The following is a 25,237-nucleotide window of genomic DNA, read 5'->3' as shown; positions in this document are numbered from 1 at the left end:
TCTGCCTATTTCTGTAATTAATTTTGTATATTTGACGTTCTGTTGTGTAAACGCTTACAGTTTTGTTTGTATCTTATACAATTAAGGTACCAAATCGAAAGAGGTGGCCAAAATGAGTACGAAAAAAGTATATAGTTTCTTATCACAAGCATTCATATTTTCAGCTATTATGTTAGTTTCTAATATTATTGCAACACATTTACCAATTCCGATGCCTTCATCGGTGATCGGATTAGTTATTTTATTTAGCCTATTATGTTTAAAAGTTATTAAATTGGAACAAGTTGAATCACTTGGAACAGCTTTAACAGGTATTATCGGATTCCTTTTCGTCCCATCAGGTATTTCAGTTATTAATTCTCTCGGTGTAATGGGACAATATTTTGTACAAATTTTAACTGTAATTGTTGTAGCAACAATTATTTTACTTGCTGTAACAGGATTATTTGCACAATTTATCTTAGGAAAAGATGATAAAGAAATAGAAGATACGAAAGAATTGAAAGTAGTAAATAAAGGGCGCAAGCACGGAAAAGTTGCATAACTAATTTAGTATATATTGTTAGGAGGGAATGAACATGGCAAGCACAATGACTCCATATTTCGGAATCGTCGTTTCATTAATCGCATACGGAATCGGAACATTATTATTTAAGCATTCAAAAGGCTTCTTCTTATTCACACCATTATTTGTAGCGATGGTGTTAGGGATTGTCTTTCTAAAAGTAGGTAATTTTACTTTTGAAGAATATAATACTGGCGGAAAAATGATTAGCTTCTTCTTAGAACCAGCAACAATCGCGTTTGCAATTCCATTATATAAACAAGTGGACAAGCTGAAAAAATATTGGTGGCAAATTTTATCGGCTATCGTAGTTGGATCCATTTGCTCAGTAATTGTCGTGTTCATTGTTGCCAAAGCAATTGGTCTAGATACAGCAGTAATGAATTCAATGTTACCACAAGCAGCAACAACAGCAATTGCGTTACCAATCTCTGAAAGTATTGGTGGCATACCAGCAATTACATCGTTTGCAGTTATTTTTAACGCAGTTATCGTATACGCATTAGGAGCGTTATTCTTAAAAACATTTAGAGTAAAACATCCAATTGCAAAAGGTTTAGCACTTGGAACAGCAGGTCACGCATTAGGAGTGGCAGTAGGAATTGAAATGGGTGAAGTAGAGGCAGCTATGGCAAGTATTGCTGTAACAGTAGTTGGGGTTGTAACTGTAGTTGTCATACCGATGTTTATGCCATTCATCGGCTAGGAAAACTTACTTAAAAAATGAGAAAAGCAAGCTATTTGTAGGACAGATTTCTACTGATAGCTTGCTTTTTATGTTACAGTAGTGGTAAGACCTATTTAAATAAAATGTAAGTTTCCTTAAATCTTCATTAATACTGTGTAGAATACGTTTTGAATTAGGTCATTGTATTGTAAAATAAGAAGTAAGCTACTATAGGATCTACTAAGGGAGATATATAATAAGCTTATAAAGATCTTCATATGAATAAATAATTAAAGGTAGAGAAGAGAGAAAAAATCTACTTATTAACGTTTTACTTTATAGGACAGGAGAGAGTACTCGTCGATTATGCAAATAAAAAACCTGTTTCAAAGCAAAGGATTTCAGAGGTTACTCGTATTAGTAATACTTGCTCTCGTGTTATACGGGCTGCAAAGTATGTTGAATTTAATTTTAATTACGTTTATTCTCACGTATTTAATGGATCGATTCCAAAAGTTTATTTCTCGTAAATTAGATCATTTCATGCCCATTAATCGAAAAATTATTATAGCATTTCTATATGTCATGTTAATTGGTGGAATTGCTATTACGCTATTTAAATATTTACCAGTATTAACGATACAAATTTCACAATTGATTTATCAATTTAACGTATTTTTAAGAAACCCACCAGATAGTGAATTAATTAAGTATGCAGTTAATGCTGTCAATCATATGGAACTTTCAAAATATGTAGGACAAGGCGTCGACATTTTGTATAAATCAATTACGAATGTTGGGAAATTTGGTCTTCAAGTGTTACTTTCTTTAATTTTAAGTTTATTTTTCTTATTGGAAAAAGCTCGTATCGTTGCTTTTACTGCAAAATTTAAAGAAAGCCGACTGGCAATTTTCTATACTGAAATTGAGTACTTCGGTAAGAAATTTGCACGTTCATTCGGAAAAGTAATCGAAGCACAATTTTTAATTGCAGTTGTTAACTGTGTTTTATCCGTGATTGCACTATGGATATTAGGATTCCCGCAATTATTAGGTTTAGCGTTAATGATCTTCTTACTCGGCTTAATTCCAGTAGCTGGGGTTATCATTTCGTTATTCCCGCTTTGTATGATTGCTTACAATATCGGCGGTATTATGTACGTTGTTTATATTTTAGTTATCGTAACAGTCATTCATGCGCTTGAAAGTTACGTGCTAAATCCGAAGTTTATGTCACAAAAAACAAACTTACCAATTTTCTATACGTTTATGGTATTAATCTTCTCAGAACACTTCTTAGGTGTATGGGGATTAATTATCGGTATTCCAATCTTCATTTTCTTATTAGATGTCTTAGATGTGACAAGTGATGAAATGGAGAAGGATGTTGGAACAAAATAAAGTGAAGTAAAGAAAAAGCATCGATGTTCGGTGCTTTTTCTTTTATAACATGATGTTCCTTATGCCATACTGTAAGAAGAACATAGAATAGGGGTGAAAGAATGGCTGTAAATGAAAAGGTAGAGCAAGCTACATTTGCTGGAGGATGCTTCTGGTGTATGGTTTCGCCATTTGAAGAGATGGAAGGGATTATACAGGTTGTTTCTGGCTATACGGGTGGTCATAAAGAGAATCCAACGTATAAAGAAGTATGTTCAGAGACGACGGGACATTATGAGGCAGTACAAATTACATTTGATGCAAATAAAATGCCGTATGAGGAGTTATTAAATATATACTGGAGACAAATTGATCCGACTGATATAGGTGGGCAATTCCACGACCGCGGACAGTCTTACGAAACAGTGATTTTTTATCAGAATGAAGAACAACATAAAAAAGCAAAAGCTTCAAAAGAAGAGCTTGCAATGAGCGGACGCTTTTCAAAGCCGATTGCGACAAAAATATTACCAGCTACTACGTTTTATCCGGCTGAGGAATATCACCAAGGATATCATAAGAAAAATACATTCCGCTATGAGTTATACCGTAAGGGCTCAGGACGAGATGCGTTTATTAAACAACATTGGCCAAAAAATAATGATCATTTAAAAGAAAAACTAAATGAGATGCAGTTTTATGTAACGCAGGAAAATGGAACTGAGCCACCATTTCGAAATGAGTATTGGAACCATAAAGAAGAAGGTCTTTATGTAGACATCGTTTCAGGAGAACCGTTATTTACTTCTTTAGATAAGTTTGATAGCGGGTGTGGATGGCCTAGTTTTACGAAGCCAGTTATGTCAGCTAGTGTGAAAGAAAAAATGGATGTGAGTCATAATATGACGCGCACAGAAGTGAGAAGTAAGGAAGGAGATTCACATCTTGGGCATGTATTTCCAGACGGTCCAGGACCGAATGGACTTCGTTACTGTATTAATTCCGCAGCCCTTCGATTTATTCCAAAAGAGGAATTAGAGAAAGAAGGATATGGTGATTTCCTAATCTTATTCGGAAATAAAAAATAACCTCGCAGTTTGCGAGGTTATTTTTTTGTTATTTTGCTTTTTTCTTTTTGAACTTGCTTAATACTTCATAAACGATTGGAACAATAAGAAGTGTTAATAACGTTGAACTTGTTAATCCACCAATTACTGTTACACCAAGTCCTTTAGAAATTAAGCCGCTACCTTCAAATCCTAATGCAAGTGGGATAAGGGCCCCGATTGTTGCAATGGCAGTCATTAAAATCGGACGAAGGCGTGTTGCACCAGCCTCTAATAAAGCTTCACGTGTTGATAGACCTTCATTTTCTTTATGAATAACGCGGTCGATAAGCACGATAGCGTTTGTTACAACGATACCAATTAACATAAGGGCCCCGATCATTGCAGATACGCTTAATGTCTCGCCAGAGATTAATAAGGCGACAAGAGCTCCGATAATTGTAAATGGTAGCGAGAATAAAATTGCGAATGGTGCAAGGGCACCGCCAAATGTAACGACAAGAACGAAGTATACAATGGCAATCGCAGCTAACATCGCTAAGCCAAGTTGCTTGAATGATTCTTCAATATCTTTTGAAACGCCGCCCATAGAAACATCTACGCCAGAAGGAAGATCCATTTTATCTACTTCTTTTTGAACAGCGGCAGATGCTTTTGAAACGTCATCAGATGTTAGTTTTGCACTTACTTCCGCATAAACACGGCCATCGCGGTGTTTCACTGTATTCGAAGTTTCCCCTTCTTTTACAGTCATTACATCCTTCACAGCCACTTCATTACCAAGTGGTGTTGTAAGTTTTCGATTTGTTAAGTCATCGATTGTTTCATAATTTTGTTTTTCAGCTTCTACATATACATTGACATCTTTACCGTCTTTTTTAATTGTTGTCAGAACAGGGCGATCATGTTGATTAGAAAGTCCCATTCCAATTTGCGCAGCCGTTAGACCCATTTTACTTAGTTTTTCCTGATCTGCGACTAAAGTGTACTCTGCGTACGTTTTAGCAATACTAGAGTCTATATCTTTTAAGTCTTTATTTTTCTTCATGATATTTTGAATATCTTTTACGACAGGCTTAATGTCTTCCGAGCTATCTCCGTAAACGTATAGTTTAATTTCATTACTACCGCCACTTGCTCCGAAATCTTGGTTTTTCCATTCGCCTTTTCCAGACATCTTCTGTAAATCTTTAACGACTTGTTCTTTTTCTTTTTCGAAGTTTTTCGTGTCGTTATCATATTGCACGAAGAACATTGCCTGGTTGGATTGACCAGGACTCATTGGGTTTTCTCCACCTAATGAGAATTGAATTGTTTTGACGTCTTTATTATCTTGGAAGTGCTTCTCAGCTTTCGTTGCAATTTTTTCAACATCTTCTAACGTTTGCCCTGGTTCAGGGTTGTACGTTGCAATGATCATTTTTTCTTCTTCAGATGGTAAGAAACTTACACCGATAACTGGAACAAGTGCAAGACTACCAACTAATAGAAGGACAGCGATACTTGATGTAATGATTTTATGATTTAAAGCCCATGCAAGTATGCGTTTATACCCGTTTGCTAATTTACTTGGTTTTTCTTCATGATGTACTTCTTTTTCCCTCATGCTCTCTTTCTTAAATAAAGAGTGAGCTAACATCGGCACGATCGTAACTGCTACTAGTAACGATGCTAATAAAGCGAAGACGATAGTTAAGGCAAATGGTAAGAACATTTCACCAATCATACCTTTTACTAGTCCAAGCGGTAAGAATACAGCAATTGTTACAATGGTAGAAGACATAATTGGAATGAACATTTCCTTCGTAGCTTCACGAATTAAATCTTTTCCGCGCAGTTTCTCTTCTGATAAGGACATTCGTCGGTAAATATTTTCAATAACAACAATGGAGTCATCAACAACGCGTCCAATAGCGACTGTCATTGCTCCAAGCGTCATAATGTTAAGCGTAATATCCATTTGCTTTATGACTAATACAGCAATTAATAAAGAAAGTGGTATGGAAACGACAGAGATTAATGTTGTTCGGATATTTCGTAGGAACAGCATAATAATAACAATCGCAAAGATAGCACCAAAAATGGCTTTGCTCAGCATTGTTTCTACTGATTTTTCAATCGGTGCACCTTGGTCGAATGTTGAAATAATCTCTAAGTCTTTATATTTTTTTTCAAGTTCTTTTACTTTATCTTTCACTGCATTGACAACATCAACTGTATTCGCGTCAGCAGCTTTTACAATTTGAATTCCTATTGCTTCTTTTCCGTTTGTTCGAGAAATTGACTCTGCTTTTCCGACTTCTTTAATGTCAGCGATTTCGTCTAATGTAACTGTCGGAATTCCGTTCATAGCGGCTGGATTCATTTGCGACGTTTGTGCACCGGCTCCAGCGTTTGCACTACCTTGACCGCTCGGTGATGAAGGTATAGCCGGGATCTTTAATTCTTTTAATGCTTTAATTGTTGTAATATTTCCATCTACAACAACTGATTTTTCTGTGTCTTTAAATGTATATAAGCCAAGTGGCAAAGATACGTCCGATCCTTTAATTACATTTTTTACAGTATCTTCACTTAAACCTAATTCTTTCATCTTATCTTTCTTGAAGACAAGTTGAACTTCATCTACTTGTTGACCTGAAATTTGAACAGATGCAACACCATCAAGTCCTTTTAATCCTGGCACCACATTCTTCTCTACATTTTCAGTCAAGGTAGCTAAAGATTCATTTTTACTTGCTACGCTTAATGAAATAACTGGAAAGGCATTAAAGTTTACACGTGAAACTTTCGGGTCTTTTACACCTTCTGGCAGTTTCACATTTGCGAGAGCTTCTTTAATTTCTGTTTCAGCCTTTTCCATATTTTTATCAAAATCATATTCTACCTGAATAGAAGATGCGTTTTGAAAAGATGATGAACTAACAACGTTTACACCACTTAAATTTTGCAGTTGCTCTTCCATCGGTTTTGAAACTTTGTCAGCTACTTCTTCTGGTGTAGCACCAGGATAAACCGTGGTTACTGTTACAATCGGTGTTGTAATATCAGGAATTGTTTCCAGCTTCATGTTCAGCCCAGAATAAATACCTGCAATGGTAACAATAATGGTTAGTAGCCAAACTGCGAACTTATTTTTTAACGAGAAATTAATGATTTTGTTCATGTTTGCGCTCCCTTTGTATTGTATTGACCAACTGGTCAGTCTAATACATAATATAACTGACTGATTGGTCAGCCGTCAATGAAAAGGGATGGTATAATAAATTCATAATAAGATGCGAGATTAAATTTAGGAGAGACATGATATGAAAGAAAAAGAGCGTTTAATTATAGAAATGGCTATGAAGTTATTTGCGACTAAGGGTGTAAATGCGACATCAGTACAGGAAATTGTGACCGCTTGTGGCATATCTAAGGGAGCTTTCTATTTATACTTTAAATCGAAAGAGGAGCTTTTATTAGCAACACTTCGATATTACTATGACAAGATTCAAAATAAAATGATGGATATTGAAAAAGAATCGTTATTGCCGCGTGAAAAATTTGCAAAACAATTGCATTGCCAATTTAATGATATACAAAAGCATAAAGAATTTATTATTATGCATGCAAGGGAAAATGCTATTCCTTTTAATAAAGAAGTGGAAGAGTTTATGATGCGGATGAAGTTAGAGTCGCATGCATTCTATCGGAATAGTTTACTGTCTATTTATGGTGAAAAGGTTATGCCTTATTTATTAGATTTAGTCATTATGGTAGAAGGCATATGCCGTGGATACTTAGAACTAATCATTTTACAAGCACCAGAAATTGACTTATCTTATGTTTCTGCTTTTATTTTGAAAAGAGTAGATGATTTAGTAGATGGATTGGTAGAATCTTCGGAAGAACCTGTGTTACATGAAGAAAAGCTGGGAGAATTCCTTTGCAAATCAGAGCTTATTAAAGAGCAGGTTAAGGAACACTTTTTAAAAGAAATTATCGTTTTTAAACGCACATTAGCAGATCAATTAGAAGATGAGGAATTACTTGTTACATTAGATGTTTTGGAGGCGGAAATGAGATTGCAAAATCCAAGAATTCCGGTCATTCAAGGGATGTTATCTAATTTAGAGATATATCCAAATTTAAAAGAATTTCGTTTGAGGCTTATGGGGTATTACAATATAAAAAGGTAACAATGATAGTTTTCATTGTTACCTTTTTTATTATGCATTCACTTTTTCTTTTGTTTGTGTAGTCTCTTCTTGCTCGATATTGATTGTTTCTTTCACAATATAAATCGGACGATTTTTGCTTTCGTCGTAAATACGAGCAATATATTGGCCAACGATTCCAAGGCCAAGTAACTGAATACCGCTAAAGAATGTAATAGCAACCATAATAGATGCCCAACCTGTTTGCGTACCAGAGCCAATAATTTTCACAGTAATTGTATATAGTAAGACAATTATTGAAACGAGAACTGATAATAAGCCTAAAGTCATAACGATACGTAACGGTTTTGTTGAAAACGCAATAATGCCGTCAGATGCAAATTTAATCATTTTCTTCAATGGATATTTTGTTTCACCAGCAAAGCGCTCATCGCGTTCATATTCAACATACGTTTGGCGGAAGCCAACCCAAGACATCATCCCACGAATGAAACGATTGCGCTCAGTCATTTGATTGAAAACATCAGCTACTTTACGATCGATGATTCGGAAATCACCAGTATCTTTTGGGATATCGATATCAGACATGTAGTTTAAGAATTTATAGAAATATTTAGCTGTTAAAAGTTTAAACCAAGTTTCACCTTTACGTTGTTTACGTTTCGCATAAACAACTTCATATCCTTCTTCCCATTTTGCAATAAGTTCAGGAATAACTTCAGGTGGATCTTGTAAGTCTGCATCGATAATTACAATAGCGTCACCTTTTGCAGCAGCAATACCGGCTGTAACGGCTACCTGATGTCCAAAGTTACGTGCGAAATTGACGATTTTTGTACGGTAGTCATTTGCTGCAATCTCAGACAAGATTTCCATTGTACGGTCTGTACTACCATCGTTTACGAAGACAAATTCGTAATTAATATCATTTTGAAGCATAACAGACTTTAAACGGTTATAACACTCCTGTGCTACTTCTTCCTCGAAGTACATAGGAACTACAACCGAAATTAATTTTTGCATGTTGTATCCTCCGTAGTTTTAATAAGTTGTTTAAGTTTAATTAGTAGCCTTCTCTGTTTGGTTGAATGTCCAAATTTTATTAAGGACAAAATTGATAACCATTCCGACACCAATTGCGAAAATCTGTGCAATTAACGCATTTAAGGTAAGTTTATCTACTAATATAAATAAACATAATGTATTAAAAGCCAATACAATTAAATTTACAGTTAGAAATTTAAAGAACATTGACGTGCTTTTATTATTAGGTTTAAACACCCAGTTTTTATTCCAATAGTAGCTATTGGCAACACCAATTAAATAGGCAATGGTATTCGCAATAAGGTAGTTCATCCCAAATTTTAATAATATCCAAAAGCTAATAATTGTAATGAGCGTATTAAAGATTCCTACTAAACCAAACTTTAAGAGTTTCTCCATAATAGTATCCTCATCTTTATAAAATATATAAATAAAATAGGAAATGCAGAAAGATTATTCATACATAACAACTATCAATTATAGCATAGTTTATATTGAAACGTTAATGAAATTGAGTAAATCTAATGTTTTTGTAATTTAAACGTATGATCGGATATATATGTATTTATAATGATTTATTCAATTGACTAAATATAAAGAATTGAATATGGAAATATCAACCTGATTCATGTATAGTGATGTGTAATGTGGTTTGCACGTTATTATCGGGGATACTTGAACATTTATTAAGATGATAAAGTTCCTCAGTTTTATACAGTATATAACGGTATTTTTGTACCAATGTTTAAAGGAGTAGATTGTATTGAAATTATTTTTAGAAGGGTTATCGACCCTTTCTACACGTGCAGTATACATGATATATGTCTTTTTTGCCTCAATATTAGTTGTGGATTATTTTTCGGATACGCAAAAATATAATTACACAATGATAGTAACTGGGGTTGTATTTTTATGTACAATTGGGTTTTATGTACTTAGAAAAGGTTCTTTATATTTAGAAAAATTAAATGAGAAAAAATGCTTTTTTGTGTTAGTAATTATTTGCTTAGCAGTTAAATTAATGTGGGTTCTTACATACAAAATTCAGCCATTAGTTGATTATGCTACATTTTATTATACTGCAGAAGCATTGAGTAAAGAATTTGTTATTGATAACAATTATATTGCATTATTTCCGCATATTTTTGGTTACGCCTCATTTTTAAGTGTTTTCTTAAAGATATTTGGAGCTAGTCATATGGTAGCGCCTATCGTAAATGTTGTTTTAACTACAATATCAATGGGATTAATATATGTTATAGCTAGAAAAATTGGTGGAGTTAGAACAGCAATAACAGCTAGTATTTTATGGATAGTATTGCCTTCGCAAACGATTTATAACATGTTTGCATTGTCAGAGCCGTTGTATTGTACAATACTATTATTAATTTGGACAGTTATGATAAGTGTTCATGAGAGGATTCACAATATAAGTATAAAAAAATTACTTGTGTATTCGATTTTATTAGCGGCACTATTTGCCTTAATGAATATGGTACGACCGATTGCAGCTGTTCCAATTATAGCACTAGTAATATGGTTATTTATTATTAACACGAAGCACATAGGAAATAAAAAAATATTATTACATAAAGTAGTATATGTAGGGGTTATCGTTATTGGGTATGTTATTTTTTCCACGGCGAGCAATCAGTATATAACATTACGTTTAGGTGAAGAGATAGCATCAGCACCAGGCTATAATGTTTATGTAGGATTCAATCAGGCTGCATCTGGAAAATGGAATATGCCAGATGCAGAATTGTTGTTTGAGTATAATAATAAACCAGGGTGGACTGCTGAGGATTCTCAACAAAAAATGCTAGAAGAGGCGAAAAACAGAATACTAAACGACAATATCGATTTTATGAAATTATTTTCGGATAAATTCTTTGTTTTTTTAAGTGAGGATAGTGCGGCAGTTTCTTACGCCGAGCCTGTACTAGATAATGTAGTAAGATATACCGTGGCATCTAATATTTTTTATTACTTCTTAATTGTGACTTCAATATTAGGTGTATTAATAATGATAAAAAATAAAACTAAATCTATCTTATTTATGATTTGTTTATATACAATAGGATTAACAATGGCACAGTTATTAGTAGAAGTGGCATCACGATATCATTATTCGGCTACAATACCTATGATAATTTTGTCTGCCTTTGGTATAAATTACGCTTACAATAAAAAAGAAAATATAGATATAAATAAAAAGGCATGAGTTCGGTATTGCACCGGGCTCATGCCTTTTTCTATTTTATTTTCATTTATACTTTCGAGGTCTTTCTGTTCGATATAAATCGATAGCATAAATATAGACCGTAGCTTTGAAGAATTGTAAAGCTAGGAATGATGAAGTATCGGTACCTTGTTTGGTATTCGATTAAGAAATGAACAGTGACGTAACCAATTATCAGTAATAAAAATAGTGTATAATGCGTGTTATTTTGCTTAGTCAATATGAGATAAAGAAGCGCTAATGTGCTAAAAAGCATAGCTGTAATGTACATATACTTTTCATACTTCGTAAGGTCATCTTTCAAAGCAATCATATCATTATCTGTGTCCCCTAGTGCCAGTAAACTCCATAATGGAGCGGAGTCGTAATCTGCCCACATGAGTGTGAACTTATCACCAAATAAAGATAAAACTTTTTGTGGATCAGCCAGTCGCTCTTGAATCAGCTTCTTTTCAGCAGCTTTACGTTCTTCACCGATTTCAAGGGACATAATATATTCTGCATCTGCTGCAGAATAGCCACCCTTTGTTTCATGGTTAAACCCTACTGTGAATTTCCAGAGAGGGTCACGGTTAGATAGTGGATATTGTGTAATTCCGGCAGATATAAATGAATAACTTATAATGTAATGTACAAGGTAAAATACGACGAAAATTCCACAAAGTTTTTTAATGGAAGTGAAAATATCTTGTTTTGATTTCCCTAATATACCTTGTAAAAAGACATAAATAGTTACTGCAATTAGGATGATAGCACCAAGCGGGCGCATGATATCACCTAAAGAAAGCGAAATCCCTATAAAAATCCACATATATTTATGGCTTAAGCCTTTTGTAATTAATAGATAAAACCCAAGATAAAATAAGAATGTAGCCAGATGTTGATTTGTTAGAACTGAGCTTAATACGATGCTTGGGATATATATTGCATATAGTAAACCAGCCACACGTCCGGACCACTCATTAAATATGTGAGAAGTTATTTTGTAAACGAGTAATGTTGTTCCTGTACAATATAATACGTTTAAGAGCTTTAGAAGGAAGGTTCCTTCACCAAATAAATTAATAATAAAGGCTTGGTACATTGTAAATCCAAGTTGGTAAACCCATGAAGTATAATATGTGCTTTGGGCAAAACTAAAATCACCTTTAGTTGCTTGCACGGCTCCATTGTACATCATAGCAAAATCTGATTCGACAGGAGTTTGGATATTAAGAACCCAGATGAATCGAATAGAGAAAGCTAAAATGATAAGTAAAATAGTGAATATTAGTTTTGACATATATTTGTTGGAAATATAGCCGATTAATAAAAATAGAAGGCCAATTAGAATAATAACTGGGACTATAATAAGTAAACGAGTTTGGGATTGTCCTCTAACTATGTATACGGATTGCCATGTAATAGCTGCAGAAATAATGAGACATAGTACTAACAAGGACTTTACACAAAATGTATTGAGTTTTAGAAAAAATGGACTTTGCATTATAATTAAAAACTCCTTATTGAATTTTATTGCTATTTTAAGGGGAAATCCTTTTACACACTTAGTGTGTAAAAGGATGATTTCAGGTGATTAAGAATTTTCTTGGGCCCATTTTTCTACATCCCAAGTTTTTGTTATCCAATCTTCATAAAAGTCTGGTTCGTGACATACAAGAAGAATTGTTCCTTTGTATGCTTTCATCGCTTTTTTCAGCTCATCTTTTGCTGTAACATCAAGGTGGTTTGTTGGCTCATCAAAGAGTAGCCAGTTACTTTCTTCGCCCATTAGTTTACATAAACGAACTTTTGCTTGTTCGCCACCGCTTAATTGATTCAGTGGACGAGAGATATGTTCGTTTTTTAAACCGCATTTCGCTAACATTGCACGTACTTGATGTTGGTCTAAGCTAGGGAATGTATTCCAAACATCATCAATTGGTGTTACATTATCAGCTTTTACTTCTTGCTCGAAGTAGGATGGGTTTAAGAAGTCACCAAGACTTGTTTTTCCGCTTAATGGTTTAATTTTACCTAAAATCGTTTTTAATAGTGTTGACTTACCGACACCATTACATCCAACAATTGCAATTTTTTCACCGCGTTCAATTGTCATTGTTAATTTCGGTAATAATGGATGTGTATATCCAATCTCTACATTTTCTCCTTCAAAGACGAATCGACTACTTGCACGACTTTCTTTAAATGAGAATTCAGGTTTAATTGCTGTTTCAGGACGATCGATACGTTCCATACGATCGAGTTGTTTTTGACGACTCTTTGCACGACCTGTCGTTGAGTAACGAGCCTTATTTTTCGCAATAAAATCTTCTTGTTTTTTAATAAACTCTTTTTGTTTTTCGTAAGCATTAATATGCTGATTTTTATTAATTTCCGCTAGTTCTAGGAATTTTTCATATGTCGCTGTATAACGCGTCATTTTTGTAAACTCTAGATGGAAAATAACATCGACACATTTATTCATAAATTCCGTATCATGGGAAATTAATAGGAATGCATGTGGATATTCTTTTAAATAATTTGTTAACCAATGAATATGTTCAACGTCTAAATAGTTGGTAGGTTCATCTAATAGTAATACTTCTGGTTGTTCAAGTAGTAACTTTGCAAGTAATACTTTTGTACGTTGTCCACCACTTAACGCCGCAACATCACGATCTAGGCCAATTGCGTCGATTCCAAGACCACGTGCTGCTTCTTCAATTTTCATATCTAATAAATAGAAGCCACCTGCTTCAAGGGCATCTTGAATTTCTGCCATTTGCTCAAGAAGTTCCTCTAATTCTTCCGGTGTGGCAGTTCCCATTTTTTCTGTAACTTCATTTAAAGCTTTTTCTTTTTCAAATAAAGGTAAAAACGCATCTGCTAATACATCACGGATCGTGCGACCAGGTGTTAAAATAGTATGTTGGTCTAAGTAACCGTAATTTGTACCAGGTGTCCATTCTACACGACCTTCGTCATGGATAAGCTGACCAGTAATTATATTCATAAATGTTGATTTACCAACACCGTTTGCTCCAACTAATCCAACATGTTCTCCTGCGAGTAAGCGCATAGATACATCTTTAAATAATGTACGATCACCAAATGTATGACCTAATTTTTCAACAGTTAATAAGCTCATAATGTCCTCCGTTCATTTCTAAATAGTGTCTTGAATCATGATACTAAATTCTTTGATATAATGCTATCATTTCAAAAATGTATATTTTTGAAAATGAATTTTTTGTATTATTCTGGAGGTATATGTAGGCATTCAGTCTAAAACTCCATATATATGAGGGATTAAAAGAAACAATTGTATATAGGAGTAATAATAGTAAATAAAAAGTCGCTTTCTTTCTCATAAATTCGAGAAAGAAAGCGACTTTTATCCCGCACTAACGGAAAGTGAAACTGCCACTGATTAAAGCTTCACTTTATGCTATGTTCTTGCCGAGCTTTTTATTTACAAACCCTAAAAGTAACGCGCGTATTTGTGGATCAATGGCAAGGCCGATAATGCCATACAATATACCAGTAAGCGTTAAAGCTACTAGTGGTGGTAAGCTAATTAATATTGTACGGTATAGAACGTAACTAATTATAAATGCGAGACTATTAAATATAATTCCTTTAAATAATAGCTCGAAACCTTTACGGACAAATAAAGTAAATCCAATTAATAAAGTAACTTCAGTAAGGATAGCTGCTATAGAAGCTCCCATCACTCCAAATTTGCTACCTAAGATAATGTAACTTATGATGCCAACAGCCAATCCAATTCCCATTATTGTCGCACGCTTCCACTGTTGGCCAATTGTTGTTAAGTTATCAGCAAGTGGATAGTTGATAGATTGTAGAATGACCATAAAGGCTAAAATTGCAAGTGCATCACCAGCTGGTGCATATTCTTCACCTAATAAAGTTACAATCCAAAAACTTGGATCGGCAATAAATGGGATAGAAATTCCCATTCCTAAGAATGACATAAGTTTTAATTCGAACTGAGATAGTTTTTTGTGCTCATCAATATTCTTTTCATTTCCGAAAGCAAATAATTTTGGATAAAAGGCTGCTGCAATTACACCAGGTATTTGATAAAGTACGGCAGGTATTTTATAGGCAGCCCCAAAGAATCCAACTTGCTCATGTGTTGAAACTTTTTCTAATATAATAGGACCTAACTGCGGTAAAAGCATAATAATAATGCCATTGATTGTGAAAATAAGCAGTTGATCTAAAATTCCTTTGTCCCAGCCTTTATGAACTTTTGTATGGCGGAGTACCATTAAGAAAGCGATAATTCCTGTTACAAGGCTGGATATCCCGTACATAGCAGCGACCATCATAAGTGACCATTTAAATGACATTCCTATTAGAAGCGCAGCAGCAGCTGTTATGCCTTGCAGTACAGAAATAATTGCTGTAAATTGCATACGTTCTGTTACTTGGAAATAAGCCATTCCAACGCCTTGTAAAGTTGCTCCAAACATCGTGGGTAGTACGACCCAATATACCATGGCACGTAAGTAGGCATCCGTATAGAAGAACTGAGCAAAAATAGCGAAGAGTACAGAAATTACGACAGCTAATACGAAACGAATACGTAAATAACTACTTATTAATACACTAATGTTAGCACCGCTCCTTGTTCCTTCACGCATAAACGTATGTGTCAAGCCTGCATCTGTAAAATAACAAATGACAGCGGAAACTGCTAATGCAATTGTAAACATCCCATACTCATCTGGTGAAACATATCTTGCAAAGAGGATTGTCGCAATAGCAAGTACAAATCTAACTGTAATATTTCCTACAAAGAGGTAGGAGGCGTTTTTAAGGATTTTGTTTGTTTTCATGGAAAAAGACCTTTCTATTCGTCAGGACATACTTGTCCTATTTGTAAATTTAATTTGTTTACGGCAAAAATGTTTAAAAGCATATACTTTTATTTAAGAAAATAAAAATTTGATGCGTACAAACCAAAGCATAGCATATAACTTCTTACTTCGTTTTCCATTTTTCGAATAGATTTTGCGACAATATTTCTTTATATCGCTTTTAATTAACTGAACCTTGGATTTATCTAGTTTAGGGTGTCCTTTAATATATATACAAGCATTGTTAATGACTGTATATGGGAATAGGTAAGTTTCAAGGATCTCAATCAATTCTGTAGAATCATTTGTGATTAAGTCTTTTGATTTATGATGAATCCAGTCTTTCATTCGATTAAATACTTCTAATTCTTTTGTTGTTTTTAATTCATAATCTTTATAATTTGAAGAAAGACTTCCTCCAGATAGGATTCGATAATACGTTAAATATTCATCCACATAACATACATTTGTTACACTCATTAATTTAAAAAGAAATTCTAAGTCTTCTCCCCAACTACATCCTGGTGTAAAACGAATATTATGATTCATCACGATTGATTTTTTGAAAATCCAAGTACTTGTTTGGGCAAAAACTTGATGTGTTAAGAAAGCCTTTGTCATATTCCCTTTTACAAAGTTTGTCGTGTTTTCAACTTTTTCACCAGTTTCCTCGTAAAAGTTCATAAATCCACAATAGCAGGCGTTCATATTGTTTTTGTGCATGCTTTCGATTTGCTTTTCAATTTTTGTTGAATGCCATAAATCATCACTATCAAGAAAAGAAATATATTCTCCATTTGCATTTTCAATTCCTGTATTACGAGCAACGGAAACGCCTTGATTTTCTTGTAAAATATATTGTATTTGTTCAGGGTATTTTTTCTTGAAATTTTTAACGATAGAAGATGATTGATCTTTACTTCCATCATCAACAATTACAATTTCAATATTTTTATATGTTTGATTCAGTATTGATTCCATCGTCTCTTCAATGTATTTTTCCGCATTATACAGCGGGACAATAACGGAAACGAGTTGAGTTTGTTCCATCATATAATTATTATCTCCTCAAATTTTTTATGTTGTAGATTATATAGGCCTTTTGCAAGGAAGAAGATTACAAGAACATCTGTATAAGTTTACCGCATATAAACTTTGTAAATCAACACTATGTATTTTATATAAAAAAACCTTCCTTTTTGATTTGTAAAAAGGAAGGTAAATCAATTATTACATATTCCAAGGTTTACTCAATGTTAATACTTCAGCCATTTCTTTGCTCTTTAAGCGTCCTTTTTTTCTATTTTCTGCACGCTCAGAACCAGTTGTGTGTAGCCAATGTTCTTCTTCCGTTTCCGGTAGTACTTGTGGAACAGATGAAGGTTTTCCATCTTTTAATGCAACGAATGTGATGAAACATGTTGCAGCTATTCTACGCTCGCCTGCTAATAAATTCTCTGCAATTACTTTTACGAACACTTCCATTGAAGATTTTCCTGTATAACATACGAATGCTTCGTAACAAACAGAATCCGCTTGGTGAATGGGAGTTAAGAAATCAACAGAATCGATAGATGCCGTTACACAATGTTTACGGCTATGTCTTGCAGCTGCAATTGAAGCGATACTATCAATTTCTGCTAATAATTTCCCCCCGAAAAGTGTTTGATGATTATTTAAATCATTCGGAAAAACACGTGTTGTTTTAATTGCTTTGGATTCTCGCATGAATTTCTTTTCCATATGGTCAGCCCCTATTTTCTGTTTTCAATCAGAATGACATGTATTGTAAGTGGAGTACAAAAGTATTAAAAATCTATAGATATTTAACGAAGTAAAGAATTCCAGAAGAGGGTTAGCAAAACTTCTGTATTTGTATTCATGTAACTGAAAGAAAATTTATTACTATATAAAGTGTAGTGTAAAAGAGGATTCGCTTACATTGCAAGTGAAAAAATTAGGACCCTGTATTTGTCATAGAAATTCCCTATCAGCTGTGTACCTATTCATGATAGAATCGTTTTGTTATGAATGGAAATAGAGGTGCAATAGACATATGAATCATATACAAACAAATTTTTCGTCTTTTTTCAGTAAAATAATGATTGGTGCGATGCTCGCATTTTTTGTTTATAGTTGTTGGTCAGCGTTTGAAACAAGTAAACAATTTTTTGGCGACAGTACAACAAGTGTAACAATCGTATTGGTTATTTTTGTTATTCTCATGCTGTTAGTGGCATCGATTTTACAGTATCGTTTTACAGATAAACAATTTCTTGTTTTCCTTATAAGTACATCTATAATTGTGAGACTTAGTATGGTTCTATTTGTAGACGTTCCGATAATTGGTGATATGAAAGCTATGTTTGAGTCTGCAAAGCAGATTGCAATTGGTAATAACGTAGAGAACGTAGCGCAGTTACCTTTTATTATTTATGAATCAATTATTATTCGTGTATTTGGTGATACAGTATTTGCATTGCAGTTATTCAATATTTTATTTTGCACAGGGACTGCATTTTTCATTTATCGTATTGCAGCAATGATTTTTGGAGAAGAATGCGGCCGTATTGCTTCTGTATTTTACGCTTTATATATTCCGAATATATTTATGAGTTCCTTATTAACATCAGAATCGCTCGCAATATTTTTATTTTATTTGGCTTGCTACATACTTTTATATAAAGGTTTAGATCATCCTTATATGTGGGTACTTTCAGCAATTTTATTTGCATGCAGTAATATGATTTTCCCAATGGGATTATTTCTTCCTATTTTTATTGCTGTATATGTGTTGTTAATTGAACTCTTTCAATCAGCAATGAGGCAAAAAGTATTATTAAAGATGATAGGGATACTTATTCTATTTTATAGTGCTCATTTTGGTGTGAGTTATGGAATTCAAACGATGGGAATGTCACAATATACAATTTCAAATGAGACGTATGTACAATCTGTTTTAATTGGAAAAAGTAAAAATGAGGAAAAAATAACAAAGAACCAAAGCGTAACAGAGCATATCGATCAAAAGCTAAAAGAGATTGAAGAAGAAAGATTTAAACTTTTAAAGCCAGTAATTAATCAATTTTCAGGTGAGGGAATACATTCTATTTTATTTAAATGTGAGAAGCTTATATATATAGCGGTAACGTTATTTATGTCTATAGCTTTATTACACTTTCTTATTAAGAAACAACAAAACGAAGGGTATATGTTGTTCGTTTTGTTAATTAGCGGATACGTATTGTTAAGGCTCTTCCAAATAGATATGGCATATTACAACCTTATGGTGCCAGCTTTGTTTATTTTACAAAGCTTTGGTGTTTATATGAGTTATGTGTATTGTCAAAAAATATTCTTCAGAAAATAAAAAGAATCCAGTTTGGATTCTTTTTTGTATGAATGGAAGATGAGGAATAAGAGTCAGCAGAGATAAAGAACCTCTACTGACATAAGCTTCACCCTATCGATTCAGTTCTAGTTGTAAACTATCAGCTGTTAGAGCCATTTTTGAGGAATCGTCTTGAATTCCTTTCATTACTTGTGAAATGGTTTCTAGCTCATTTTCAATTTTTTTATTCTGTTCTTTCGAGTTAGACATGTCTTTTACAATCTCTTGGAAGTATTGATCTGTTGCAGACATACTATCCGTTCCTTCAGATACGAGGGAGCTAATCTGTTTCACTGACGAAGAGACACGAATAATTTGTTCATTTGTTTTTTCAACGAGCTTTGTAACGTTGAATATGGATTCTTTCGTTTGCTCTGATAACTTGCGAATTTCTCCAGCTACAACAGAAAAACCTTTACCAAATTCGCCAGCACGCGCAGATTCAATCGCAGCATTTAGTGCGAGTAAATTTGTTTGCTCTGCAATTGATTTTACAATATCTATAATTTCGTTAATTTTGTTAGAAATATCGAGAAGTTCATGAGTATCTGTAATAATCGTTTCCATGTTTGTTTGAATGTATTCCATTCGTTTATTTTGCTGATTTAATTGTTCTTTCCCTTTATTCGCTTTTTCTTCCGATGTTGTAGCTAATGATGTACCTGTTTTGGCAATTTCTACAATCGTTTCAGATTTAGCGGTTAACTGTTGAATAGAAGCGCTCGTTTTTTCAGATACAGATGCTAATTCTGTTGCAATATGTGTAATGGTCATAGCTGTTATTTCTTTTTCTTTTTCAAGTTCTTTTTGCATTCTTTCATATTCAGATTCATAAGCTGCAATAACGAGTTCTTGTTCAAGAGTAAATAATTTATTTATTACGTTTATAGAATAAGAAAAATCATCAATTGTTGTGATTTTCGTTTTTAAAATCTTCATGATAGAGCGGAATAATTCTTGATAAGCAGCTGTATACCACTTTCTATGTAACCCAATTTGTACATGCCTTTTTGCAATTCTAACGCGTTGGTCAATAAAATCTTCATGCATATCTCCGCTGAATAATTCTTTTATATGCGTTTTTAAAGTTTGCTTTAGTTTTGGAATAGAGCTATAACGTTCAATAATAGTAATTAAATTAGGTTGTTTTGTAATATTGGCATAGAATTTTTCCGTAATCCAATCAATTTCTTCATAAATAAAGGGCTGTAGTACCTTTACGATTTGTAAATCTTCTTTTGAAATATGTAGCATATCCATTTGAATCTGCAGTTCAGAATTAGTAGGCACGTTAAAAGTGATTTTTTGATCCTTACTTAATTCAAGTATACTGGCGTTTGTTTTATTTGTATGTTTTTTAAAAACCCCAAGCATCGTTTTCCCCCCTGTGTATAAAGCGTTTTCATTTTTCGGTTCTAATATAATTATATATTTTTATATACAATTACTCTATATTAGTGTGTAGAATAGTATATAAATTAAGAGAATTCTATGCAGAATTCTCTTAATGGCCTTTATTAATTTTAGCATGTGTTTTAAAGAAAACTGGGAAATGTACATTATATATTACAGTGACAACACGAATAATGAATGTTACTAATAAACAGACATAGAAAGCTAATACGTGTGCCCCCATTGCATATGTGATTAGGAAACTAATTGCTCCTAAAATAGAAGCGATTGCGTAAATCTCTTTTCGGAATACGTAGGGGATATCTTGAGCGCAAATATCACGCAAAATACCGCCTCCAATACCTGTAATGACTCCCATTGAAACAACTAAAAATGAGGCGTCAACATGATGTGACATTGCCGCATTTGCACCAATAGCAGTAAAAACACCTAAGCCAACAGCATCAGAAAGCATAATAACGACTTGCAGTTTATTGATACGCTCAAAAAACATACAAGTAAATAATGCTGATAATACACTTACGAAAAAGTAAATGGGTTTAACAAATGCGACAGGAGGCAGGTTACCGATCATAATATCACGAATAATACCGCCGCCGAGCGCAGTGGCTACAGCTAAACAAAGGACACCGAATAAATCTAAATCTTTTTTTAAACCAACTAATGTACCAGAAATAGCAGCGGCGATAATGCCAAGAAACGTAAATATATCGATTAATAACATTGCTGTAATCCCTTCCTCCTAAAGATGTTCCAGAGAAAAAATATACACTAAAGTTATGTAAATAACAATGCATTTTCTTTACATGTAGAAAAAAAGAAAAAATGAGGAAAGAAAGCGCTTGAAAATGCAAATATGCTTTTTTCTATAAGGTAAGATTGGGGAGAAATGTGAGACGTTTAATTAAAAAATATATGTTATAATAAATATTTGAGATAAGAAAAAATATTAACAGTATAGATTGAAATTAGGTAATAGTTATGGAGGTTCTAGATGTTAAGCGAAAATAGTAAAGGTAATAAATTTGAAAATTTTCTATTAATCTTTATTTTGTTGCAACCAATTTTAGACTTGCTCACGGCATTCTGTATCATGGTTTTAAAAATTGATACGACCATTGGAGTTATTACACGCTTATTCGTTATGTTCCTAAGTGGGATATATATTTTAATTCAAACGAAGAAACAAGGAAATATAAAATATATATTGTATATAATCTTAGTAGGAATAGTCTTCACCATTGGATTGGTAAATAATAAGCTTACAAAAGATCCTATGGTACTTTCAGAGGAAATTAAATTTATAGCAAAAGCTTTATATCCGTTTGTTATGCTTACTTGTTATGTATTTGTATTTAAGTCCTTAAAAGAAAAAGGTCATTCAAAAATGCGTGACTATATTACGTATGCATCATTAATTATTGGAATAGTAATGGTAGCTTCGATTGCAACTGGAACAGATTACAATAATTATGAATGGTTAAAATTAGGATCACGCGGTTGGTTTTATGCAGGTAATGAGTTAGGATCTATTTTAGCCATCATGTGTCCGATTGTTATTTTATATTCAATTGAAAAAACAAAAAGTATGAGCAAAATATACTATTGGATTCCTTCTATTTTAGTTGTTTTTTCATTATTTGCAGTTGGTACGAAGGTTGGTATAGGAGCAATCTATGCAACAATGGCTATTGCAGTTGTTATGTGCTTTATTCAAGCTTTTATACAAGGTAAAAAAGGAAAGAAAAATATATACTTATTAAATGGTTTTATTGCAATGACTGTTTTTGTAGGAATCATGGCATATACACCTTTTTCACCATTTCTAAAAAATATGGGGATTCATGTTCAATTAATTGAAGACCAACAGACAGCGAAAAAGGAAGAGAAAAAGAAAGAGGAAGCTAAAGAGCATAAACCTCCTGTTACAGAAAAAGAAAAAGTGAAAGAAAAAGAAAAAGAAAAAGTTGCAGAGAAAAAAGAAGAAACACAAGCTATTATTTTTAGTGGGCGTCAATTATTTGAACAAATGTATAAAGATTTCTATAAAGAAGCCCCAATGTCTCAAAAATTATTAGGTATGGGTTATGCTGGTAACTATAAAGCAGAGCCGAAATTAATTGAACGTGACTTTCACGATTGGTTCTATTCTTTCGGAATTATAGGGTTCATTTTATTTGTAATTCCATTCCTATACTTTGGCATTAGATTTATTGCATGTATATTTACTAAATTTAAACAAATATTCACCGTGAAATATGCAATGGTGATTGCAGCAATACTTCTTGGATTAGGTATCTCATTTATAGCTGGTCATATTTTAATGTCACCTGGAGTGAGTTTCTTCTTAGTATTAATCATGGCATATTTAATCGTTGACTTGGAAATTGAATGATAGAAAAATAAAAGCTAGCATATGTTAGCTTTTATTTTGTTATAGTAAATAAAAAGAAAAAAATGGGGGATGTAAGAAATGAAAGTGTTGCATATGAATGCTGGTGCAGAAGAAGGTGGGGGGAAAACACATATTATTTCACTTTTATCTCAATTTTCAAAGGAAGAAGTGGAATTAATGGTATTTGAAGAAGGTGCAATTGCTAGAGAGGCGAGAAACCTTGGTATTCAAGTGCATGTTTTTACCCAATCATCTCGGTACGACCTATCAATTCTTTCAAAAATAAAGGCATTTATTAATGAAAATCAATTTGACATTGTGCATACACATGGCGCACGAGCAAATTTCTATCTCTCCCTCTTGAAAAAAGGTATAAAAGCGAAATGGATAATGACTGTCCACAGTGATCCAACTTTGGATTTTATGAAGAGGGGATTAAAAGGATGGGTATTTACGAAGTTAAATTTACGTTCTTTCAGGAAGGTAGATTTATTCTTTGCAATTACGGAAAACTTTAAGAGAAACATAATAAAACTAGGTGTACCAGAAGAGAAAATTTGTACGGTTTATAATGGAATTGAGTATGATAGTACTCCAGCAAAACCTTATGATAAGAGTGAATTTGGCATCGATGAAGGAGTATTTACAGCCGTTCAAGTAGCACGTCTTCATCCTGTCAAAGGTCATGATATTTTATTTGAAGCATTACAAAAAATTAAAATTCCAAACATTAAGGTGCTCTTGCTGGGTGATGGGCCTATAGAAGCAGAATTAAAAGAGATGGTGAAACAAAAGGGCTTAGAGGATAAGGTGATGTTTCTAGGTTTCCGTACAGATTCAAAAGAACTATATGCATCTGCACACATTAATTTGTTAACCTCTTATAGCGAAAGCTTCCCCCTTGTTTTACTAGAAGCGGCTAATCAACGTTTAACATCTATTGCAACAAATGTAGGTGATATGAAAAAGTTAATAGTTGATGATACGTATGGATGGATTGTACCAATTGGTGATGCAAACTCGTTAGCAAACGCATTAGAAGATGCTCATGAAAAATGGTTGAATGGTGAATTAGAAGCGATGGGAAATCGTTTATATAATCACGCATCTACTCATTTCTCGCTAAAGAATTTGTATGAAGATACTTATAATGCATATAAAAAACTTTTACTGAAATAGAGAGGATAGTTAATCATGGAAGTAAAAACGGTTGATATTCTAGGTGTTCCTTTTTCTACAATGACAATGGATGAAACAGTCCAATATTTGAAGGGACAACTAGAATTGGAGCGCGCTCATACTTTTCAGGTAGTAACAGCAAATCCTGAAATTGTTATGTGTGCAAAAAAGGATGAAGCATTCCATCAAACATTATTAAATACAGATTTAATTACACCTGATGGTATTGGAGTTGTAAAAGCAAGTGGGATGTTAGGTACACCTGTAAAGGAACGTGTAGCAGGTTTTGATTTAATGTGTAATCTATTTGCAAAGTTATCAGAGGAGAATAAACCGGTATCTGTTTTCTTACTTGGTGCAAAACCGCATGTTGTACAAGCTGCAGCCGATCATTTAACGAAGACGTATTCAGCTGTATCTATTGTGGGTACACAAGATGGTTATTTTAAACAAGACGAAGAAGAGAATATCGTTTCTCGTATTCAAGAAGCAAAACCAGATCTATTACTTGTCGCACTGGGTTTCCCGAGACAAGAAAACTTTATCCAAACTAACAAGCATCGTTTAGAAACGAAAATGGCTGTTGGAGTGGGCGGAAGTTTAGATGTATGGGCTGGAGAGGTAAAACGTGCACCAAAATGGATTCAAGCGATTAACTTAGAGTGGTTTTATAGATTGTGTAGTAATCCAACACGCTGGCGTCGTCAGTTAGTATTAGCGGAATTTTTAAAAGAAGTTATGCGTTCGAAAAAGTAGCGGAATATCGCTACTTTTTTATTTGTCCATTTTTGATAAAGTGGGGTTTTACTCATCCACCACTGATTGTTAACCTTCACCAATTGGGCGTTTAACGGCAGTTGATTTTC

20 protein-coding genes and 2 pseudogenes are annotated in these 25,237 nt (G+C 33.5%); 11 read left to right on the top strand and 11 right to left on the bottom strand.

From position 1 onward, the window contains the following. Positions 1-112 precede the first annotated feature (112 nt). The 5 genes and pseudogenes from lrgA to msrB all read left to right on the top strand — a co-directional run bounded on the left by lrgA (position 113) and on the right by msrB (position 3,700). Positions 113-544 (top strand): antiholin-like murein hydrolase modulator LrgA, encoded by a 432-nt coding sequence (lrgA, locus tag FOT98_RS00910; RefSeq protein WP_000104908.1) that lies wholly within the window; start codon positions 113-115, stop codon positions 542-544. A 34-nt stretch (positions 545-578) separates the two neighbouring features. Beyond that, positions 579-1,271 (top strand): antiholin-like protein LrgB, encoded by a 693-nt coding sequence (gene lrgB, locus FOT98_RS00905; protein ID WP_000168869.1) that lies wholly within the window; start codon positions 579-581, stop codon positions 1,269-1,271. 327 nt (positions 1,272-1,598) lie between these two features. Beyond that, on the top strand, positions 1,599-2,633 hold the full coding sequence (locus FOT98_RS00900) for an AI-2E family transporter (protein WP_063262399.1): 1,035 nt from the start codon (positions 1,599-1,601) through the stop codon (positions 2,631-2,633). A gap of 101 nt (positions 2,634-2,734) precedes the next feature. After that, a pseudogene (gene msrA / locus FOT98_RS33380) lies at positions 2,735-3,202 on the top strand (peptide-methionine (S)-S-oxide reductase MsrA); the annotation flags it as partial. A gap of 45 nt (positions 3,203-3,247) precedes the next feature. Beyond that, entirely contained in the window at positions 3,248-3,700 is a 453-nt protein-coding gene (gene msrB, locus FOT98_RS33375; protein ID WP_374702069.1) for a peptide-methionine (R)-S-oxide reductase MsrB, read from the top strand. A 28-nt stretch (positions 3,701-3,728) separates the two neighbouring features. Here the strand turns inward: msrB and FOT98_RS00890 are convergent, their stop codons facing one another. After that, positions 3,729-6,845, bottom strand: coding sequence for an efflux RND transporter permease subunit (locus tag FOT98_RS00890; RefSeq protein ID WP_063262397.1), 3,117 nt, complete (start codon positions 6,843-6,845; stop codon positions 3,729-3,731). 142 nt (positions 6,846-6,987) lie between these two features. Between FOT98_RS00890 and FOT98_RS00885 the strand changes: the two genes are divergently transcribed. Then, positions 6,988-7,860 (top strand): TetR/AcrR family transcriptional regulator, encoded by an 873-nt coding sequence (locus tag FOT98_RS00885; protein ID WP_063262396.1) that lies wholly within the window; start codon positions 6,988-6,990, stop codon positions 7,858-7,860. A 30-nt stretch (positions 7,861-7,890) separates the two neighbouring features. On the opposite strand, the gene FOT98_RS00880 is transcribed toward FOT98_RS00885, so the two are convergent. Together FOT98_RS00880 and FOT98_RS00875 are read right to left on the bottom strand one after the other, a co-directional pair. Continuing rightward, positions 7,891-8,862 (bottom strand): glycosyltransferase family 2 protein, encoded by a 972-nt coding sequence (locus FOT98_RS00880; protein ID WP_063262395.1) that lies wholly within the window; start codon positions 8,860-8,862, stop codon positions 7,891-7,893. Between the two features lie 36 nt (positions 8,863-8,898). Next, positions 8,899-9,282 (bottom strand): GtrA family protein, encoded by a 384-nt coding sequence (locus FOT98_RS00875; protein ID WP_061680095.1) that lies wholly within the window; start codon positions 9,280-9,282, stop codon positions 8,899-8,901. A gap of 364 nt (positions 9,283-9,646) precedes the next feature. Between FOT98_RS00875 and FOT98_RS00870 the strand changes: the two genes are divergently transcribed. Next, positions 9,647-11,107: a glycosyltransferase family 39 protein gene (locus tag FOT98_RS00870; RefSeq protein WP_063262394.1), complete on the top strand. Its 1,461-nt coding sequence runs from the start codon at positions 9,647-9,649 to the stop codon at positions 11,105-11,107. A 46-nt stretch (positions 11,108-11,153) separates the two neighbouring features. On the opposite strand, the gene FOT98_RS00865 is transcribed toward FOT98_RS00870, so the two are convergent. The 5 genes from FOT98_RS00865 to FOT98_RS00845 all read right to left on the bottom strand — a co-directional run bounded on the left by FOT98_RS00865 (position 11,154) and on the right by FOT98_RS00845 (position 17,736). Next, positions 11,154-12,611 (bottom strand): ArnT family glycosyltransferase, encoded by a 1,458-nt coding sequence (locus FOT98_RS00865; protein WP_063262393.1) that lies wholly within the window; start codon positions 12,609-12,611, stop codon positions 11,154-11,156. Positions 12,612-12,701: 90 nt separating this feature from the next. Further along, positions 12,702-14,255 carry an ABC-F family ATP-binding cassette domain-containing protein gene (locus FOT98_RS00860; protein ID WP_000055399.1) on the bottom strand — a complete coding sequence of 518 codons (1,554 nt, stop codon included), beginning with the start codon at positions 14,253-14,255 and terminating at the stop codon, positions 12,702-12,704. A 295-nt stretch (positions 14,256-14,550) separates the two neighbouring features. After that, the gene (locus FOT98_RS00855; protein WP_061680092.1) at positions 14,551-15,972 is read right to left on the bottom strand and encodes a flippase; all 1,422 of its coding nucleotides are present in this window, start codon (positions 15,970-15,972) and stop codon (positions 14,551-14,553) included. Between the two features lie 93 nt (positions 15,973-16,065). Continuing rightward, positions 16,066-17,046, bottom strand: a complete 981-nt coding sequence (locus FOT98_RS00850) for a glycosyltransferase family 2 protein (RefSeq protein ID WP_063262392.1) — start codon at positions 17,044-17,046, stop codon at positions 16,066-16,068. 177 nt (positions 17,047-17,223) lie between these two features. After that, on the bottom strand, positions 17,224-17,736 hold the full coding sequence (locus FOT98_RS00845) for an acyl-CoA thioesterase (protein ID WP_000412134.1): 513 nt from the start codon (positions 17,734-17,736) through the stop codon (positions 17,224-17,226). Positions 17,737-18,049: 313 nt separating this feature from the next. Between FOT98_RS00845 and FOT98_RS00840 the strand changes: the two genes are divergently transcribed. Then, positions 18,050-19,363: an ArnT family glycosyltransferase gene (locus FOT98_RS00840; RefSeq protein ID WP_063262391.1), complete on the top strand. Its 1,314-nt coding sequence runs from the start codon at positions 18,050-18,052 to the stop codon at positions 19,361-19,363. Positions 19,364-19,456: 93 nt separating this feature from the next. On the opposite strand, the gene FOT98_RS33370 is transcribed toward FOT98_RS00840, so the two are convergent. From FOT98_RS33370 to FOT98_RS00830, 3 genes and pseudogenes are all read right to left on the bottom strand, one after another. After that, positions 19,457-20,263 (bottom strand): methyl-accepting chemotaxis protein, encoded by an 807-nt coding sequence (locus FOT98_RS33370; protein WP_372466404.1) that lies wholly within the window; start codon positions 20,261-20,263, stop codon positions 19,457-19,459. Further along, positions 20,261-20,638 (bottom strand): annotated as a pseudogene (locus tag FOT98_RS33365) (protoglobin family protein); the annotation flags it as partial. The pseudogene FOT98_RS33365 and the gene FOT98_RS33370, both read right to left, overlap by 3 nt. A 250-nt stretch (positions 20,639-20,888) precedes the next feature. Further along, the gene (locus FOT98_RS00830; protein WP_000924376.1) at positions 20,889-21,521 is read right to left on the bottom strand and encodes a trimeric intracellular cation channel family protein; all 633 of its coding nucleotides are present in this window, start codon (positions 21,519-21,521) and stop codon (positions 20,889-20,891) included. Positions 21,522-21,791: 270 nt separating this feature from the next. On the opposite strand from FOT98_RS00830, the gene FOT98_RS00825 reads away from it, so the two are divergent. The 3 genes from FOT98_RS00825 to FOT98_RS00815 all read left to right on the top strand — a co-directional run bounded on the left by FOT98_RS00825 (position 21,792) and on the right by FOT98_RS00815 (position 25,127). Further along, positions 21,792-23,192 (top strand): O-antigen ligase family protein, encoded by a 1,401-nt coding sequence (locus FOT98_RS00825; RefSeq protein ID WP_063262389.1) that lies wholly within the window; start codon positions 21,792-21,794, stop codon positions 23,190-23,192. Between the two features lie 78 nt (positions 23,193-23,270). Beyond that, the gene (locus FOT98_RS00820) at positions 23,271-24,371 is read left to right on the top strand and encodes a glycosyltransferase family 4 protein (RefSeq protein ID WP_063262388.1); all 1,101 of its coding nucleotides are present in this window, start codon (positions 23,271-23,273) and stop codon (positions 24,369-24,371) included. A gap of 15 nt (positions 24,372-24,386) precedes the next feature. Beyond that, positions 24,387-25,127, top strand: a complete 741-nt coding sequence (locus FOT98_RS00815) for a WecB/TagA/CpsF family glycosyltransferase (RefSeq protein WP_063262387.1) — start codon at positions 24,387-24,389, stop codon at positions 25,125-25,127. The last annotated feature ends 110 nt before the right edge of the window (positions 25,128-25,237 follow it).

The sequence above is a fragment of the Bacillus sp. HY001 genome (genome assembly GCF_007558965.1).
GTDB classification, from domain to species: domain Bacteria; phylum Bacillota; class Bacilli; order Bacillales; family Bacillaceae_G; genus Bacillus_A; species Bacillus_A mobilis.
Note: the sequence above shows the minus strand (reverse complement) of the source record. Positions and strands in the feature narration are given on the sequence as shown.

Coding starts and splice junctions, on each gene's coding strand:
- FOT98_RS00890 (WP_063262397.1), bottom strand. CDS start 6,845: ATGAACAAAATCATTAATTTCTCGTTAAAAAATAAGTTCGCAGTTTGG.
- FOT98_RS00820 (WP_063262388.1), top strand. CDS start 23,271: ATGAAAGTGTTGCATATGAATGCTGGTGCAGAAGAAGGTGGGGGGAAA.
- FOT98_RS00885 (WP_063262396.1), top strand. CDS start 6,988: ATGAAAGAAAAAGAGCGTTTAATTATAGAAATGGCTATGAAGTTATTT.
- FOT98_RS00815 (WP_063262387.1), top strand. CDS start 24,387: ATGGAAGTAAAAACGGTTGATATTCTAGGTGTTCCTTTTTCTACAATG.
- FOT98_RS00840 (WP_063262391.1), top strand. CDS start 18,050: ATGAATCATATACAAACAAATTTTTCGTCTTTTTTCAGTAAAATAATG.
- FOT98_RS00865 (WP_063262393.1), bottom strand. CDS start 12,611: ATGCAAAGTCCATTTTTTCTAAAACTCAATACATTTTGTGTAAAGTCC.
- lrgA (WP_000104908.1), top strand. CDS start 113: ATGAGTACGAAAAAAGTATATAGTTTCTTATCACAAGCATTCATATTT.
- FOT98_RS00850 (WP_063262392.1), bottom strand. CDS start 17,046: ATGATGGAACAAACTCAACTCGTTTCCGTTATTGTCCCGCTGTATAAT.
- FOT98_RS00845 (WP_000412134.1), bottom strand. CDS start 17,736: ATGGAAAAGAAATTCATGCGAGAATCCAAAGCAATTAAAACAACACGT.
- FOT98_RS00855 (WP_061680092.1), bottom strand. CDS start 15,972: ATGAAAACAAACAAAATCCTTAAAAACGCCTCCTACCTCTTTGTAGGA.
- FOT98_RS00860 (WP_000055399.1), bottom strand. CDS start 14,255: ATGAGCTTATTAACTGTTGAAAAATTAGGTCATACATTTGGTGATCGT.
- FOT98_RS00825 (WP_063262389.1), top strand. CDS start 21,792: ATGTTAAGCGAAAATAGTAAAGGTAATAAATTTGAAAATTTTCTATTA.
- FOT98_RS00900 (WP_063262399.1), top strand. CDS start 1,599: ATGCAAATAAAAAACCTGTTTCAAAGCAAAGGATTTCAGAGGTTACTC.
- FOT98_RS00880 (WP_063262395.1), bottom strand. CDS start 8,862: ATGCAAAAATTAATTTCGGTTGTAGTTCCTATGTACTTCGAGGAAGAA.
- FOT98_RS00875 (WP_061680095.1), bottom strand. CDS start 9,282: ATGGAGAAACTCTTAAAGTTTGGTTTAGTAGGAATCTTTAATACGCTC.
- FOT98_RS00830 (WP_000924376.1), bottom strand. CDS start 21,521: ATGTTATTAATCGATATATTTACGTTTCTTGGCATTATCGCCGCTGCT.
- lrgB (WP_000168869.1), top strand. CDS start 579: ATGGCAAGCACAATGACTCCATATTTCGGAATCGTCGTTTCATTAATC.